The sequence below is a fragment of the Bradyrhizobium sp. th-b2 genome, from assembly GCF_000426785.1.
GTDB classification, from domain to species: domain Bacteria; phylum Pseudomonadota; class Alphaproteobacteria; order Rhizobiales; family Xanthobacteraceae; genus Bradyrhizobium; species Bradyrhizobium septentrionale.
The window spans coordinates 125,853-140,923 of sequence record NZ_AUGA01000017.1 but is presented as its reverse complement, the minus strand read 5'-3'; the positions used below and the strand labels follow the sequence as shown (position 1 = coordinate 140,923).

The 15,071-nt window shown below is 62.4% G+C and carries 21 protein-coding genes and 1 tRNA gene; 11 read left to right on the top strand and 11 right to left on the bottom strand.

What is annotated here, in order from left to right:
• The first annotated feature begins 187 nt into the window (after positions 1–187).
• From K359_RS0121410 to K359_RS52605, 10 genes are all read left to right on the top strand, one after another.
• Positions 188–517, top strand: a complete 330-nt coding sequence (locus tag K359_RS0121410) for a hypothetical protein (protein ID WP_029081159.1) — start codon at positions 188–190, stop codon at positions 515–517.
• Entirely contained in the window at positions 514–924 is a 411-nt protein-coding gene (locus tag K359_RS0121405) for a hypothetical protein (RefSeq protein ID WP_156928596.1), read from the top strand. The genes K359_RS0121410 and K359_RS0121405 overlap by 4 nt, the downstream gene beginning before the upstream one ends.
• Positions 925–991: 67 nt before the next feature.
• Positions 992–1,375 (top strand): hypothetical protein, encoded by a 384-nt coding sequence (locus tag K359_RS0121400; protein WP_029081157.1) that lies wholly within the window; start codon positions 992–994, stop codon positions 1,373–1,375.
• Positions 1,376–1,561: 186 nt separating this feature from the next.
• Positions 1,562–2,440 (top strand): TAXI family TRAP transporter solute-binding subunit, encoded by an 879-nt coding sequence (locus K359_RS0121390; RefSeq protein WP_029081156.1) that lies wholly within the window; start codon positions 1,562–1,564, stop codon positions 2,438–2,440.
• A gap of 68 nt (positions 2,441–2,508) precedes the next feature.
• A complete protein-coding gene (locus tag K359_RS0121385; protein ID WP_029081155.1) occupies positions 2,509–2,997 on the top strand; it encodes a hypothetical protein in 489 nt (162 codons plus the stop codon).
• Positions 2,998–3,246: a hypothetical protein gene (locus tag K359_RS0121380; protein ID WP_029081154.1), complete on the top strand. Its 249-nt coding sequence runs from the start codon at positions 2,998–3,000 to the stop codon at positions 3,244–3,246. It begins immediately after the preceding gene.
• Positions 3,203–4,189, top strand: coding sequence for a hypothetical protein (locus K359_RS64500; protein ID WP_245284680.1), 987 nt, complete (start codon positions 3,203–3,205; stop codon positions 4,187–4,189). The genes K359_RS0121380 and K359_RS64500 overlap by 44 nt, the downstream gene beginning before the upstream one ends.
• Positions 4,186–4,515, top strand: coding sequence for a hypothetical protein (locus K359_RS64495; RefSeq protein WP_029081153.1), 330 nt, complete (start codon positions 4,186–4,188; stop codon positions 4,513–4,515). The genes K359_RS64500 and K359_RS64495 overlap by 4 nt, the downstream gene beginning before the upstream one ends.
• A complete protein-coding gene (locus K359_RS57330; protein WP_029081152.1) occupies positions 4,512–4,694 on the top strand; it encodes a hypothetical protein in 183 nt (60 codons plus the stop codon). Before K359_RS64495 ends, K359_RS57330 begins: the two co-directional genes overlap by 4 nt.
• 259 nt (positions 4,695–4,953) lie before the next feature.
• Positions 4,954–5,175 (top strand): AlpA family transcriptional regulator, encoded by a 222-nt coding sequence (locus tag K359_RS52605; RefSeq protein ID WP_063618945.1) that lies wholly within the window; start codon positions 4,954–4,956, stop codon positions 5,173–5,175.
• A gap of 165 nt (positions 5,176–5,340) precedes the next feature.
• Here K359_RS52605 and K359_RS0121350 read toward each other — a convergent pair.
• The 7 genes from K359_RS0121350 to K359_RS0121320 all read right to left on the bottom strand — a co-directional run bounded on the left by K359_RS0121350 (position 5,341) and on the right by K359_RS0121320 (position 10,265).
• Positions 5,341–5,418 (bottom strand) — tRNA-Pro (locus K359_RS0121350).
• Positions 5,419–5,503: 85 nt separating this feature from the next.
• Positions 5,504–6,121 (bottom strand): MerR family transcriptional regulator, encoded by a 618-nt coding sequence (locus K359_RS0121345; RefSeq protein WP_029081150.1) that lies wholly within the window; start codon positions 6,119–6,121, stop codon positions 5,504–5,506.
• Positions 6,122–6,248: 127 nt separating this feature from the next.
• Positions 6,249–6,584: an integration host factor subunit alpha gene (locus tag K359_RS0121340; protein ID WP_021079083.1), complete on the bottom strand. Its 336-nt coding sequence runs from the start codon at positions 6,582–6,584 to the stop codon at positions 6,249–6,251.
• A gap of 130 nt (positions 6,585–6,714) precedes the next feature.
• Positions 6,715–7,692: a beta-ketoacyl-ACP synthase III gene (locus K359_RS0121335; RefSeq protein ID WP_029081149.1), complete on the bottom strand. Its 978-nt coding sequence runs from the start codon at positions 7,690–7,692 to the stop codon at positions 6,715–6,717.
• Entirely contained in the window at positions 7,689–8,750 is a 1,062-nt protein-coding gene (gene plsX / locus K359_RS0121330; protein ID WP_029081148.1) for a phosphate acyltransferase PlsX, read from the bottom strand. The genes K359_RS0121335 and plsX overlap by 4 nt, the downstream gene beginning before the upstream one ends.
• Positions 8,751–9,129: 379 nt before the next feature.
• Positions 9,130–9,717 (bottom strand): DUF177 domain-containing protein, encoded by a 588-nt coding sequence (locus K359_RS0121325; protein WP_029081147.1) that lies wholly within the window; start codon positions 9,715–9,717, stop codon positions 9,130–9,132.
• Positions 9,714–10,265 (bottom strand): ubiquinol-cytochrome C chaperone family protein, encoded by a 552-nt coding sequence (locus tag K359_RS0121320; protein ID WP_029081146.1) that lies wholly within the window; start codon positions 10,263–10,265, stop codon positions 9,714–9,716. The genes K359_RS0121325 and K359_RS0121320 overlap by 4 nt, the downstream gene beginning before the upstream one ends.
• Positions 10,266–10,402: 137 nt before the next feature.
• On the opposite strand from K359_RS0121320, the gene K359_RS0121315 reads away from it, so the two are divergent.
• The gene (locus tag K359_RS0121315; RefSeq protein ID WP_029081145.1) at positions 10,403–10,879 is read left to right on the top strand and encodes an outer membrane protein assembly factor BamE; all 477 of its coding nucleotides are present in this window, start codon (positions 10,403–10,405) and stop codon (positions 10,877–10,879) included.
• A 67-nt stretch (positions 10,880–10,946) separates the two neighbouring features.
• Here K359_RS0121315 and K359_RS52600 read toward each other — a convergent pair whose 3' ends face one another.
• The 4 genes from K359_RS52600 to K359_RS0121295 are packed head-to-tail and all read right to left on the bottom strand — an operon-like array spanning position 10,947 to position 15,069.
• Positions 10,947–12,002, bottom strand: coding sequence for a hypothetical protein (locus K359_RS52600; RefSeq protein WP_051346250.1), 1,056 nt, complete (start codon positions 12,000–12,002; stop codon positions 10,947–10,949).
• A 15-nt stretch (positions 12,003–12,017) separates the two neighbouring features.
• Positions 12,018–12,806, bottom strand: a complete 789-nt coding sequence (locus K359_RS0121305; protein ID WP_029081144.1) for a hypothetical protein — start codon at positions 12,804–12,806, stop codon at positions 12,018–12,020.
• Positions 12,807–12,865: 59 nt separating this feature from the next.
• A complete protein-coding gene (locus tag K359_RS0121300) occupies positions 12,866–13,990 on the bottom strand; it encodes an HBL/NHE enterotoxin family protein (protein WP_084518466.1) in 1,125 nt (374 codons plus the stop codon).
• Positions 13,991–14,010: 20 nt separating this feature from the next.
• On the bottom strand, positions 14,011–15,069 hold the full coding sequence (locus K359_RS0121295; protein WP_029081142.1) for a hypothetical protein: 1,059 nt from the start codon (positions 15,067–15,069) through the stop codon (positions 14,011–14,013).
• Between the last annotated feature and the right edge of the window lie 2 nt (positions 15,070–15,071).

Below are 15,071 nucleotides of genomic sequence, written 5' to 3'. Positions count from 1 at the left end.
GTTGCCAAGAGGCACAAGCGCCTCTGGATCATCGATAAGGAAACGGATCAGGCGGTCTACACGCCGCCTGATTTCGTGACACTCCCGTCGAGAGTCCCCATGCATCACCTGGCGTTCGACCTCATGAGGCTCGGTCACCGCGACATCAATCGGATCGCCGCGTTCGAATGGGAGTTCAGCAAGCGCAATGTTCACCGAACTCGAAATCGTGGAGCGGTGCCTGTTGCTGTTTTCCAAGCCCGGAAGGTGGACACAGAAGGTATGCGCGAGGGATCGGCAGGGTAAGCCGGTCCCTGTTTTCAGCAGGGAAGCTCGTTCCTTTGACATCGAGGGAGCGATCCGCCGAGCTGCTGGCATCGAAGACCGGAGTGCGTATGCGCGCTTCGTCCCATTGATCAAGGGTCAGCTGGGCAAGCACCCGTTCGACTGGAACGACCAGGCAGGTCGTCACCAAAAGGATGTGGTCCGGATGTTCCAGGACCTGGCTGACGAGTTCCGTTTCAAAGAGGCATCATGACTGTTGCGAACGACAACTTCACAGAGGCAGACCTGATCGAGCTGGAAAGATCGGTCAACGCCCTCGTGGCTATCTGCCACAAGATAAACAAGCACTGGTGGACCGACCCGGCCACCGGAGAAGACCTTCGCAAGAAGGAACTGATCGTCCCCACCAAGCTGCTACTGACCGTCAGCGAGATCTGCGAGGCGATGGAAGCCGACCGCAAGGATCTGATGGACGACAAGCTGCCCCACCGCAAGGGACTCGAGGTCGAGTTGGCAGACGCCCTGATCCGCATCGGCGACCTCGGTGGCGCCCTGGCGCTGAACCTCGGTGCAGCAGCCCGTGAGAAGTCTGCCTTCAATCTGGTCCGACCAGACCACAAGGCCGAAAACCGCGTGAAGAAGGGCGGAAAAAAGTACTAAGCCAGCGAGTTTTCGCTTGCTTTTTCGTGCGCCCGAATGCAAATCCACTGCAAAAGGAGAAGTGACTTTGGACGCAATTGAAGCTGAGAAGACGGCCATCGAGATGATCATGGCCGAGCTGGCCCTGCAGAACGGTATGTGGGGCGAAGCGAATGAGCGCTCCGACATCCAGAACGGGCAACTGTTCGATGCCGGCAGCGCCAAGGCGATGAAGGATCGCCGCAAGGCCAACGCGGATGCATTCCATGTCGTGCCGGCGATCTATCCGCAGGATTGGAGCGGTTTCCGCAGCTACGGCACCGACATCCCGAACGGCGTCGTCGGCGTCTGCTTCATGATCCAGGAGATCAAGCGGCTGTTGATGGACGGCGTCGACCCGACCCGCCTCGCCCGCCGGCCCGACCAGAAGTACAACCCGGAGACGGGTCTGCCGAACATCGCCGAGGACTAGCCATGTACGGCGTCGCCCTACTCGCTTTCAACCACATCCTGCCGACGATGGGCGTTCTTTACCTCATCACCATCACCATCAAGATCACCAAGCGGTACTCGATCCGCCGCTGGTTCTTTTAGTCCCCTATCGTTTGTTTGAATGCAACCGGTCCTTGCACAAGCTGGGATCACCAAAGGAGAATACATGAAGAAGCTCTTTCTGCTCGCAGCTCTCGCCCTCGGCGTGATGACTGCATCCGCCCAGGCCGCTGACGCCAAATTCCGTCTCTGCACCGGCAACGCCGAGCTGAACTACGCCAAGGCCGGTCACTACCTGAAGCAGCGCGCTCAGGGCGTTGACGTCGTCTACACCAAGGGCTCGATCGACAACCTCGACAAGATCGTTGCCGGCGAGTGTGACGGCGGCTTCGTGCAGTCAGACGCCCTGATGGTCTATTCGCAGCGCAACGCGAAGGCCATCTCGACGCTGGAGCGTGCCGGCGTGCTCTACCAGGAGCAGGTCCACATGATCTGCAACCGCAAGTTCGACCTGGGCCGCATGGTGAACCTCAAGAAGGACATGACCGTGGCGGTCGGCCAGGACGGATCGGGCGGCTACACCACCTGGTCCGGCTTCGTCATGGCGGACAAGGACCGCTACGGCAAGGTCAGCACGTCGCCGCTCTCGGGTGACCGCATGATCTCGGCCGTCGCTGACGGTTCGCTGGTCCAGTGCGGCCTCATCGTGACCGCTCTGAACGCGCCGTTCATCAAGAACGAGGTGCAGAAGGCTGGCGATGCCGTGATCCTGGTCGGCACCGATGACCGAGACATGACCAAGACGGCGAAGGACGCTCGCGGCCAAGCTGTCTACACCTACGGCGAGATCCCCGCCGACACCTACCCGCGCATCCAGCCGTCCGGCACGATCTACGGCACGAAGTCGGTCGGCACGGTGCAGGTCGATGCGGTGTTCGTCGCCAACGTCGATTGGATCAACGCTCACGAGGACGACGACAACAAGATCCTCCGCGGCTTCAACGCTGCGAAGCCCGACATCCAGAAGCTCGCCAAGCCGCAATAACGGATTGGCTACGGCGGTCGCCCTTCGGGGCGGCCGTCTTTTTCGTTTGGGAATTTTGGAGTGAGGAAATGTCAGACAAGCAGAACACAGCACAGGAGCTGCTCTCGTTCATCCGCGAGGCGCGCAAGTTCCTGAGGTTCGTCGAGAACCCCGAATGGGCAGGCTCGGCCGAACTCACCGACGTCGAGCACCTGGACGAGATGAAGACTCATCTCGAAAAGACTCGAGGCCGGATCGATATGCCGGAAAAGACGGTGATGCATTTCGTGCGCAATTCCGAGACCGGACTTGTGCTTGCGATGACTGGCAACACCCCTGAAGCGGCCGAGCGCGCCAGGTTCCTGACCGGCCTGATGACGTCGCTACCGCGTCTGCTGCAGGCGATCGAGGAATCGTTTGTCGATGCCGCGTTCGCTGAGGACCGCATCAAGGAGCTGATTACGTCCAACAACGAGAAGCTTTTTGAAAACCGTGGGCAGCGGGACGAGATTCGACAGCTCAAGGCCCAGGTTGACCTGCTCCTGAAGTCCATCCCAGTCCCGCCCGAGGCCGTTTGAATGACCGAGTCGCAATCAAGAACCCTCGTGAAATTTCTTCCGCCGGAGGAAGTCGGGGAAGAGCAGTCCGGCTGGTGGATCCTGCACATGGAGCCACTCGACAACGGCGACATGGGGCCGATGGCGAAGACTACTGCTGGGATGCAGCCGGCCCCTATGACAGCGAACACGAAGCTAAACGCATCCTGGAAGGAACTGCAAGTCTATGACGATCTCTGCAAAGAAGATTTTGCATTCGATTTCGCCTGAGCAAATCGAACTGAAAACGGTGCTCGCGCGTTACCCGCGGTTCATCCACGCCAAAGAGCTGACCCACCGCATCCTCAGCTCCGCGCCCGACATGATCATCGAGATCAACGATGGCCTGATGTACGACCGCAACCTGTCACGGAACGCTTCCAGCTCGCGTGCCATCCCCGTTCAGCGTCTGATCGATGACATCCTGCGCGACACCGCGATGCCGATCGAGTTCGGACGGAACAAGAAGGGTATGCAGGCTGACGGTCCGGGGGACGCCTACATCAAGAACCCCTTCCACAATAGCTTCCACAACATCTCGAAGATGGGCTCGCTGCTGTCTCCCGAGCAGGCCTGGCTCTTGGCTCGCGACAACGCAATCGCAATCGCAATCGCAAGTGCCTATGCAGAAGCGGACTACCACAAGCAGATCGTGAACCGACTGCTGGAGCCCTTCGCGCACATCAACGTGCTGAATCACGGCGACCGACTGGGACAACTTCTTCGAGCTGCGCGACCACAAGGACGCCCAGCCGGAAATCCAGGCGCTTGCAGTCGCCATCAAGGATGCATTTGCAGACAGCGAACCGCAACGCTTGCAGCCCGGTCAGTGGCATTTGCCTTTCGTGACAGAGTACGAGCAGGAATGGCTGGATCTGGAGACGCAGAAGAAGATCTCCGTCGCCCACTGTGCCCGCACCTCTTACCTGACGCACGAGGGCAAGACGCCCTTGGTCAGCAAGGATCTCGTGCTCTACGCCGACCTGGTTGGCGCCCGCCCCCTTCACGCTTCGCCGGCCGAGCACCCACGCCAAACCGCCGCATCGCAGGACAGCAGGGGCCGTACGGCGAATGGCGGGTCGAGCACTGGCAGCAGCCCGAGATGCACGGGAAACTTTGCTGGAACCAGAACCGCAAGTTCATCGAACGGGACATCTACAGGATGGCTGCATGACGAAGATCGCCAACTCCTACTATTCGACGGGGGTCAGCCACCGAGAGGTCGATGGTCTCTACCACGCGACCTTCGGCATCCCGGGCGAGCCGCCGATGTGGGTGAACGGCACGGACGGCAAGCCCAAGGTCTTCCGGTCGCAGGACGAGGCGGTCATAGCGGGATTCAAGGTGATGGTGGCTAAGCTCAACCGAGCCCGCCAGGCGCAGGACTTCCACGTCCGAGGCCTGGGCAACCCCCATCACAAGAACACGATCAAGAGCTGGTCCACGGAGCCGCGGGCCAACGAGCCGACCGTCAATTCAGTCTTCGGGAAAAAGCAATGAGCCAGCAGCACTACGTCAACTACACCATCAACGGGAAGGACTTCCAGGTCGGCCCCTATTCCAGCCAACCAGAGGCTGACCTGCATTACAGGGACATCCGAGGTTACGTCGGAGTGACCAATTGCTGGATCGGCAACTCGCGCGACCAGAACCGACTTCGGCCTGGAGATGGTCAGTGAACTTGACCGAGCAGATTGAGGCGGCCCGAGCCGAGGTCGCCCGGCTCGAAGGGATCGCCAAGACCGCGACCTGCCGAGAGATGGGTCAGCACGACATGAAGCACGTCGGCGGCTGCAACGCCGGGTGCTCAGAGGACTGCTGCTGCTCGGTGCCAGTCCACACCTGCAGCCGCTGCGGCGGTTGCGACTATGGAGAGAACGAAGAGGCTCGCGAGATCCTTGGAGCCTGCCGAGAGCGACGAACATGACAGAGGAAGTGATGACCGATACCCCCGAGCCCGTGAAGCAGGACAACGAACTCCGCCAGATGATCAGCATCAAGCAGGTGCTCGCCAAGGTCCCCTTCAGCAGAGCGACGCTGTTCCGGCAGGTGGAGGCAGGCGACTTCCCGAAGCCCCGCCCGATCGCGACCGGGCGCATTGCCTGGTACCTCGATGAGGTGATCGAGTGGCAGCGCCAACTCGACCAGAAGGTCGCCTAAGATGGACAGTCGCCAGCCTCGCGCTGGCGATTTTCTTTTCAGGAGATCTCAACAGCGCTCAACACGCTCTTTCGATTTCCTGACCTATTCCTGACCCAGGGGTGATTTGGGAGATGATTGGGTTTTCGACCGCTTCACCAAGCATCTGTATTTGCTTGGTTATTTTGGTCGGAGCGAGAGGATTTGAACCTCCGACCCCTAGTCTCCCAGACTAGTGCGCTAACCGGGCTGCGCCACGCTCCGATGCCGTTCCATTAGCTGCGATCCTGCGTTCGCGCAAGGCAAAGCAGGCCTTTGAGGGCTGCAATCGGGACCCCGGTTCCCCGACTCAGCCGTCCTTCATCGCCGCGTCGATCATCTGCCGGCAAGCGACCAGTTCCTGCAGCACGCGTTCGAGCCGCTCGCGATCGGCCGAAGGAACGGAGGGGCGCACCGGCGGCGCCGCAGCCGACGCCTTGCCCGGCTGCGCGGACGCCTTGCCCGGGTGGGCATGCGCCTTGTAGGTCGACAGGATCGGATCCTCGTCGGGATTGACGAATCGGTAGTCGATTCCCTGCTCGTCGCCGTCGCCCTCCTCGCCGTCGAAATCGAGGCCGTCATTGCTCTCGAGTTCGTCGGGCTCGGCCATGCTGTTGCCGACCGCCTCCTCGACCGCGCCGAACGAGACCGCCGCCGTCTGGTCGGCGATGCCCTGCACCGACTTGATGCCATGCTCTTTGAGGATCCGCTGCACGCCGCGGATCGTATAGCCCTCGCCATAGAGCAGCCGGCGGATGCCCTTGAGCAGGTCGACGTCGTCAGGGCGATAATAGCGGCGGCCGCCGCTGCGCTTCATCGGCTTGATCTGCGCGAAGCGCGTTTCCCAGAACCTCAGCACATGCTGGGGAATATCAAGCTCGTCAGCGACTTCGCTGATGGTACGGAACGCATCCGGCGCCTTGTCCAAATGCCCGCTCCTCTCGCCTCAATGGCTAGAACCCTTTCCGTTCCGATTGAATCGAAACGGAGCTCCAGATTCTAGTTTTGGCGCGTTTTCTTCACGCGAACCGGTATCCACTTCGCTTGAAAACGCTCTAGTCGGCCTTGCTGCCGTCGCCATTGGTGACAGCATGGCCATTGATCCGCTGCTTCAGGATCGCCGACGGCTTGAACACCATCACCCGCCGCGGCGAGATCGGCACCTCGGTGCCGGTCTTTGGATTGCGCCCGATACGCTGGCCCTTCTTGCGCACCATGAAGGAGCCGAATGACGACAGCTTCACCGTCTCGCCCTTTTCCAGGCAATCGGTGATCTCCTTCAGCACCAACTCGACAAATGCCGACGATTCCGTGCGCGACAGGCCTACCTTTTGGTAGACCGCCTCACACAAATCGACACGCGTAACTGTTTTTCCGGTTCCCGTGGTCATCGCCTGCCCCGCACTCTCGGCGAACAATTTCTTGACTGAAATTAAAAGCTTAGCGCGCAATGGTCAACAGCGACCAGCATCCGGACGCCGGAAAGATACCGGCAACCTGTTGGCACTCTTTAATGACGCGCTACCAGCGCACGAGCGCCGAGCCCCAGGTGAAGCCGCCGCCCATCGCCTCAAACAGCACCAGATCGCCCTTCTTGACGCGTCCGTCCTTCACGGCGACCGACAGCGCCAGCGGGATCGAGGCCGCCGACGTGTTGCCGTGCTTGTCGACCGTCAAGACCACTTTCTGCGGTGCAATATGCAGCTTGTGGGCCGAGGCATCGATGATTCGCTTGTTGGCCTGATGCGGAATGAACCAGGTGATGTCGTCGGCGGAAAAGCCGGTGGCGTTGAACGCATCGACGATCACATCGGTGATCATGCCGACGGCGTGCTTGAACACCTCGCGGCCCTCCATCCGGAGATATCCGACCGTCCTGGTCGAGCCGGGACCGCCATCGACGAACAGCTTCGACTTGTGGCGCCCGTCGGAGCGCAGATGCGTCGTCAACACGCCGGGATCGTCGGTCGTGCCGGAATGAGGCTGCGCCTCCAGCACGACCGCGCCGGCGCCATCACCGAACAGCACGCAGGTGCCGCGGTCGTTCCAGTCGAGGATGCGCGAGAAGGTTTCGGCACCGATCACCAGCGCCCGGTTGTGGTGGCCGGCGCGCAGGAAATTGTCGGCGGTGGTCAGCGCAAAGACGAAGCCCGAGCACACCGCCTGCAGGTCGAAGGCCACGCCATGGTTGATGCCGAGCCCGTGCTGGACCGCGACCGCGGTGGCCGGAAAGGTATTGTCCGGCGTCGAGGTCGCCAGCACGATCAGGTCGATCGACTGGGCGTCGATGTTGGCATCGGCGAGCGCGGCGCGCGCCGCATTGATCGCGAGATGCGAGGTGAACTCGTCATCTGCGGCGATATGGCGCTCGCTGATGCCGGTGCGCTGCACGATCCAGTCATCCGACGTGTCGATCCGGCTGGCCAGTTCGGCATTGGTCAAAACCCGCTCCGGCAAATATGAGCCGCAGCCGAGCACTACCGAACGTATCGCAGTCACGAGACAGCCTCCTGCGCGGTCGGCGCCTTTACCAGGGCGCTGCCGTCGCGGTTGAGCATCTGATTGATCTTGGTGAGGAGATCGTAGTGGGCCATCTCATAGCCAACATCCACCGCATAGGCAAAGCCTTCCGCGTTGATGCCGCCATGGCTCTTGACCACCACGCCGTTCAGGCCGAGCAGCAGGCCGCCATTCGACTTGTTGGGATCGAGCTTGTCGCGCAGCTTCTGGAATGCGCCGCGGGCAAACAGATAGCCGATCCGCGCCAGCCAGCTCGACGACATCGCCTCGCGCAGCAGCGTGAACATCTGGCGCGCGGTTCCCTCGGCGGCCTTGAGCGCGATATTGCCGCTGAAACCTTCCGACACGATGACGTCGGCGAGCCCCTTGCCGATCGCGTCGCCCTCGACAAAGCCGATATAGTCGAACTGGTTCGAGTTCATCGCGCGCAGCATCTCGGCCGCCTCGCGGATTTCGCCGTGGCCCTTGATCTCCTCGGACCCGATATTGAGCAGGCCGACGGTCGGCCGTTCGAGGTTGAACAGCACGCTCGCCATCGCGCTGCCCATCACCGCGAGCGTCGCCAGATGGTGGGCGTCGCCGCCGATCGAGGCGCCGAGATCAAGCACCACCGAATCGCCCCGCAGCGTCGGCCACACCGCGGCGAGCGCCGGGCGGTCGACGCCGGGCAGCGTCCGCAGATTGATGCTGCCCATCGCCATCAGCGCGCCGGAGTTGCCGGCGGAGACCGCGACATCGGCCTCGCCATGCTTCACCGCATCGATCGCCAGCCACATCGACGACGCCCTGCGGGTCCGCCGCAGCGCCTGGCTCGGCTTCTCGTCATTCTTCACGGCGACGTCGGTATGGATCACCTTCGATACTGCCTTGAGCGCAGGATGCTTCGCGAGCTCCGGCTCGATCTGGGCCTGGTCCCCGACCAGCAGGAATTCACTGCCGGGGTGACGACTCAACGAGATCGCGGCGCCGGGAATGACCACCGATGCGCCGACATCGCCCCCCATGGCGTCAAGCGCGATTCGAACCTTTTGAGGCATGAACGTCCCGGAAACCTGCTCTCCCACAGCCCTTCAACGCAGGCCGCGAGCTTGAAGTCACCGCTGTCAACGGCGCGCGGCCAAACACCAACTCGCGTCCCGGCCGGGCCGCGACAATAGCGTTTCCGCGGTCCGACACAACCTCTTGACCGCAAACGACCGAGCCGCCAAACCCGCCACGCAACACATCCAACATACCAGAAATATATTATATTTCAACGCATTGCGACATTTATTTGAAGTGACGACCGATGCCCCTCGCGAAGCCGTGCAAGCAAGCCATCCCCTCATATGTGGCTTCAGGGCGTTTTCGAGCGAAGTGGATCTCGGTTCGCGTCAAGAAAACGCGTCAAAACAAAAAAGCTGCCCTTGGCCGCCCTCAACTGCCCTTGGGCTTCTTGCCGTTAGGCTTTTCCTTGAGCGCTTTCAGCGCGGCAAAGGGATGATTTTCCGGATCAGGCGCTTCAACCTCCGGTTCAAAGACCGCGTCCGCCTTGCGCGGATACGGGTCTATGCCGAGAAACAGCGCATCGGTGGCGAGCCGGCCGATGTCGATGAAGCCGCCGATGATCGGCTCCGGCGGATCCGGCGCTTCCTCATCGCCGGCCTCGGCGTCGTCGACCAGATCGGCCATTTCCGGGATCTGCTCGGGCGGCGCGAACATCACATCGATCGGCTCGATGATCTCGTTCTCGATCGGATCGAGCGTCACCACGCAGGTCTGCCCGACCCTCGCCGAAACCCTGCCGGTGACGTGGCAGCTGCCGTCGCGCTTGGGCTGCAGATCGAACGTCGCGTGCGCCGAGATCACCTCGCGCAACTCCGCGGCCTCGGCCATCGCCTTGCGCACCGCGTCGTCGGCTACGATCTCGCGATGCAGGCCGGTCTCCGGGATTTGCGCGACGTTGACGAGAACGCGCCAAGGGTCCCGCACGGCATCGGGCCGTCCTGTGGTCCCGCCGCTCATGCCGCCGTCCCCGCAGCCTGCGGCGCGGGAAAGCGCCACGCGCCCCTGGTCAGCGCCGGGAGGTCGGTGTGATCAAGCACCGCCATTGCCCCCTTGGCATAGGCGGCCAGTTCGCGCGCCTGGTCGATATTCTGGCCGTTGAGGATGTTCTTGCAGAACGACTGGGCCAGGGCCTCCTCGCTGTCGGTCAGCGCCAGGTCGTAGGCCGCGGTACGGCCGTAGAAGGCCTCGCCGAATGCCTGCATGCGCTTGGGCACCGTGAGGTCGCCGACGCCCATTTCCCGCAGGTTGTCGTCCATGTCGATGCAGAAATGATCGAACAGTGCCTGCGACAGCCCCACGCCGCCCTCGGCGGACTTTAATCGCCGCAGCACCAGCCAGAGATGCATCAGAAGCAGGTCAAAACGGCCGTTAACCGTGTCGGGAACGCCCAAGTCACGGTAAAATAACGGTTCTCGCGCCTGCGTCACGATCATGCCATAGATGGTCTCAATGGTGCTGCGCGCGGGCACCGGGGGTCTTCTGAAGTGATTGAACGGCCAAAGCATGACGGGTTCCGGCTGCCGGCCCCCCAAAGGACACCTGTTGAGCGGTCGCCCATTGGAGCGCGGCATGATTGCAATCCATTGAGCTGCCCGGTACGTCAATGCCACGGCCGATGCAAGGGGACGGATCAGTTCCGCCGATGAACCACACTCTTCCACGACAGTCTCGCGCCGCTTCCGCGCGCGGGTTCCTCACGCGCTTTCGCGCGATCGCCGTAATTGGCCTGGTCTGCGCCGCTCTCGGCGGCTGCGCCGGCGAACAATTCCAGAAGGGCTATATCCTGCCTGAAGGGGCGCTCGAGCAGATCCCGATCGGCGCGAGCCAGGATCAGGTGCTGATCGTGCTCGGCACGCCCTCGACCGTCGCAACACTGGACGGCGAGGTGTTCTATTACATCTCGCAGCGGACCTCGCGCCCGGTCGCCTTCATGAACCAGCGGGTGGTCGACCAGCGCGTGATCGCGGTTTATTTCGACAAGAACCGGCAGGTGCGCCGGCTCGCCAATTACGGCCTGAAGGACGGCAAGATCTTCGACTTCGTCAGCCGCACCACGCCGACGTCGGGCCAGGAAATGTCCTACCTCACACCGCTCTTCAAGCTGCTGAGCTTCAACTGACAGGAATCAGCTATCGCACCGCCCAAGTCCGGGATGCCCAAGTCCCGGACGCTCAAGTCCGGGACGCTCAACCAATTCTCACCCGGCTGGTGTCGATCTGCCGCCCGGTAAGGTCGGCGACGTGGCTGTCGATCAAATTCCACTCGGTGCAAGCAGCGGTGTACCAGGCCTGAATGACGATGAGGTCTGCCGCCGACGTCGCGGCCTGCAGCTTGGCGATCACGCCGCCGAGCTCACCGTCCAGAGCGGTCCAGCCGGTCCGGAGCGAATCAAGCGCGTTCTCGATCATCGCCATATCGCTCAGCACGAGCCCGGTGCTCATGGTGAGCGCGCCCAGCGTTGCGACGATCCTTTGATCGTCGCTGAGCGCCGACTGATCAGAGGCGATCTTCTGCTGGTAGCCCGATATCTCCGATTGCATGGCATTGATCTGGCCCTCGGCTTCGGCGATCGAGGCCACGCCGATGCCGGCCAGGATCAGCGACGCGCCGCCGGTCAGCGGCGCGAACACGACACCGAAGATGGTTTCGATGATGCCGCGCGTGCGCGCGGCTTTCGCCCGTGCGATCGCCTCGCGGTCGGTCTGGATTTGCACGTTGAGCAGCTTGATCTGGTTGTTGATCGCGTCGATCTCGCCCTGAATCTGCTGCTCCTGGGCCTGTACCTGCCCGACCGTGTTGCGCATCGCCTGGTCGGCCTGCAGCATCGCCTGCTCGAACGCCTGGAGCTTGCCGAGATAGTCCGCGATCTGTCCGATCATGGCCTGGATCGGCGGCTCAAGCGCCTGCATCGCGGTGATCAGTTCGGCCTTGCCGCCGGCCGAGAAGCGTTGCTCGAGCGCGGCAAACAGAGCGTCGATCTGCGGCGCGGCCGCCACAAACGCCTGCCCGGCGGCGGCAATCGTATCGAGGATGTCGGTCTGGAAATACAGCACTCCGCTGCGGCGCCAGCCGACGACCAGGTTCTCGGCGGCGCCGAGCTCCTGGTCGAGCTGATCGTACCAGGGGGAAGCGACCTCCGCGATCTCGGCCTCGATCACCGCCTGGCAGGACGAGTTGAGCAGCACGATCGCGCCCATGCTCGCGTCGATCTCCGCATTCGTCGCCGCACCGCTGAAAGGCATCTCGTCTCCCCTCTGTTACGCAGCCCTGCCGGGGATTCCGATCGGGGCGGTCGCCAGCTTCTGCGCGAACTGCGTGGCAGCGGCCCATTCGGCCTGCGTGGCCGCGCCGAAAGTGTTGGCCGCGAACGTGCCCAGCGTGACCTTGCCCGCCCTAAGCTCCGCCAATGCATCGCGCATCGCATTCCGAAGCTCGCCCCAGGCACCGATGAGCTCACGCAGATGCGCCAGTGCATCGCCGGTCGAGCCCAGCACCTGCTCGGCGGCAGACAGCGCAAGCGCCGCTGCGGCTTTTGCGTCAGGCGATTGGTCCGCCGCCGCGCGCAGCGCAGCATCGCGGGCATGCATGGTCTCTCCCCATGCATTGATCGTTGCGAGCCTCGTTTCGAGGCCGGCGACGGTTACGTGCAATGACTGATCCAGTGGGCCGGTGAGTTCGAGCCCGACTTCAACGAAGGGATCGCCTGCGCCCCGCGCATCCGGATGATCAGCCGCAATCGAGCTGACCTGTGAAGAGATCGCCGAAAACGTCGTGCCATGGTTGATGACCAGCACCAGAACTGCGCCGGTGACATCAGGCGCGATATTGTCGATCCACTTCTGCGCCTGCGCCTTGGCGGCATCGAGCTTGCTGTTGAGGTCGTCGAACCAGTCGGGTTTTGGCGACGGCGGGATCAGCGGCGCGTTGAGCAAACCATGGCAGGCTGCAGTGACCGCGGCGAGACCCTCGAAGCTCGCCTTGGACGCAGAAGTTAGCCTGCCCAAGCCGCCCACATCCGGTTCGCCGCCTGGCTTGTCGTTCGACATGACGAATTCCTTTCAAGCAAGGCGGGCACCGCCGGCAGGCGGCGGTGCCCGCGAGATGATCAAGCGGCTTTGCCGTCCATCGCCAGTTCCTTGGCCGGATATGAAACGGGGGCATTGACCAGCCCCTGCGCAAACGACGTCGCATCGGCCCATTCCGAGGCTGCAGCGGTGGTGAAAGCACCCGCCACGATGGTGCTGAGCGCCGCTTCAGCCGATTCAAGCTTCGCCAGCACGCCCTGCAGTTCGCCCTGGAACACAGTCCAGCTGGTGCGGAAGTCGGACAGCGCGTTGCTGGCGTCGGTGATGTACTGGATCGCCTGGCTCGAGGCGGAGCCCAGCCCCTGCAGGGCGACCATCTGACGCTTGTCGTCGTCCAGCTCCTTCTGGTCCTGGGCGATCTCGTCGAATTGCTTGTTGATCTTGCTCTGCATGACGCCCCACGTCACGGCGCCACCGACGACCAGCAAGCCGCCGGTGCCGGCAACAAGGAGGCTGGCGCCGCCCGTTTCAGGCGCGAGCGCGATACCCACCACCAGGAGAAGCAATCCAATGGCGATGCCGCCGGCGGACGCCGCGATCGCGATATTCTCGTTATGAATGGTGTCGTTGAGCACCTTGATCGCTTCGTTCATCTTGCTGATGTCGGCGCTTAGATCCGCTTCCGCCTTCTGAATGCTGACCGCACCCGAGGTCAGGGCGTCGTGCGACGCCTGCATCAGGTCGCCCCAGTTCTTCATCAGCGTCTGTGTGGTGTTGGCATTGGTGACGATGACCTGCACCGACTGCTCCAGCGCGGCAACCAGCTCATGAACCTGCTTGACGTAGGGGTTATCGGCGCCTTGTGCGTCCGGGTGTGCGTTAACGATCGACTGGATCGTGCCGGTGATGGCCGAATAGGTCGTGCCGTAGTTGATGACCTGCACCGGAACGCCGCCGGTGACGCTGGGCCCGATATTGTCGATCCAGTCCTGCGCGTGCGTCTTGGCGACGTCGAGCTTGCTGTTGAGATCGTCGAACCAACTCGGCTTGGGCGACGGCGGCACGAACACCGTGTTCAGGATGCCGTGACACGCCTGGGTGATCAATGACAAGATTACGAAGGCCGATTGGGTTTGGGTCTCGAGCTTGGTGGTCGCCGCCAATTTCGGCGCTGCTTTTACTTTCAGTTTTGCTAGTGCCATCATGATCTCTCTCCTGCTCGGTGCTAGGTTGCGATTGGGTGCTGCGGATCCAGGGTCACAGGCGGCCCGACCGTGGTCTTGGTCGCCGGTATTGCGATTGCGAACTTGCTGATCGCCTGCCAGTTCGCGTTCGCGATCGGGATGGTGAAGATGTCGAAATAGGTCGCCGGGTCGGCGCCGGCTTGAAGCGCCTGGATCGCCTGCTGCACCTTGTCGCGCTCGGTGCTCCACATCGTTACGATCTGGGGCATCACGTCGACGATGCGTCCGAATGTCAGCTCGAGATTGTAGAGCAGCCGCAGCACGAGCTTGGTGCCGGCGGCAGCCTGCGCCTCCTCGCTCGCCTCGATCTGGAGCTTGGCGATCTGCTGCAAGGTCTCGCCGACCGCGGCGGTCTTGGTGATGATGTCGTAATAGAATTTTCCGACGGTGAAGGCGGCGGCGGCCATCCCGAGGAAGGAGAAGGATTCGCCGACCCCGGTGGCGACGTTGTAGAGTGTCTTCACCGTGGTCGTGACCACGCTCTGGCCGGTGCTGATGTCGCCCGCGGTGATGGAATCCTGGAGCGAGCCGACCAGATCCTCAAGACGCGTGAGCTGCGCGGCGATCTTGACCATCTGCTGCTCTTCGTCCTGCAGCTCGGCCCACCCCGCATTGATGCTGCTCTCCAGCAACGGCTGGATGTTCTTGAAAGCCTGATAGTGGCCTTGCAGCGCCGTCGCCGCGATGTTCGTGGCGTCGATCGACTTGTTGAGCTGGCTGAGCAGAACCTCCTTCAGCAACTTGATCCACTGATCGCTTGTGGTGGCCTTGGCATCGGCCACACCGGCGAAGGCGCTGCCATAGTTGCTGAACTGCGTCAGCACCGGTCCCCAGACCGAGGGCTTGTCCTCGATCCATTTCGCGCCGGCCTGCCCCAACATGCCGACCCGGTTGCGCACCGGCGCCAGCCAGTCGGGGTCCTTCACCAGCACGCCGATGGTCGTGCCGCTCGCGCTGATCGAATAGCTGTCGAGCCGCAATATCTCGTTGAACGCCTGGGCCAGCAGGCTGTTGGCGACGTTGATCGATGGGCTGAGCATGG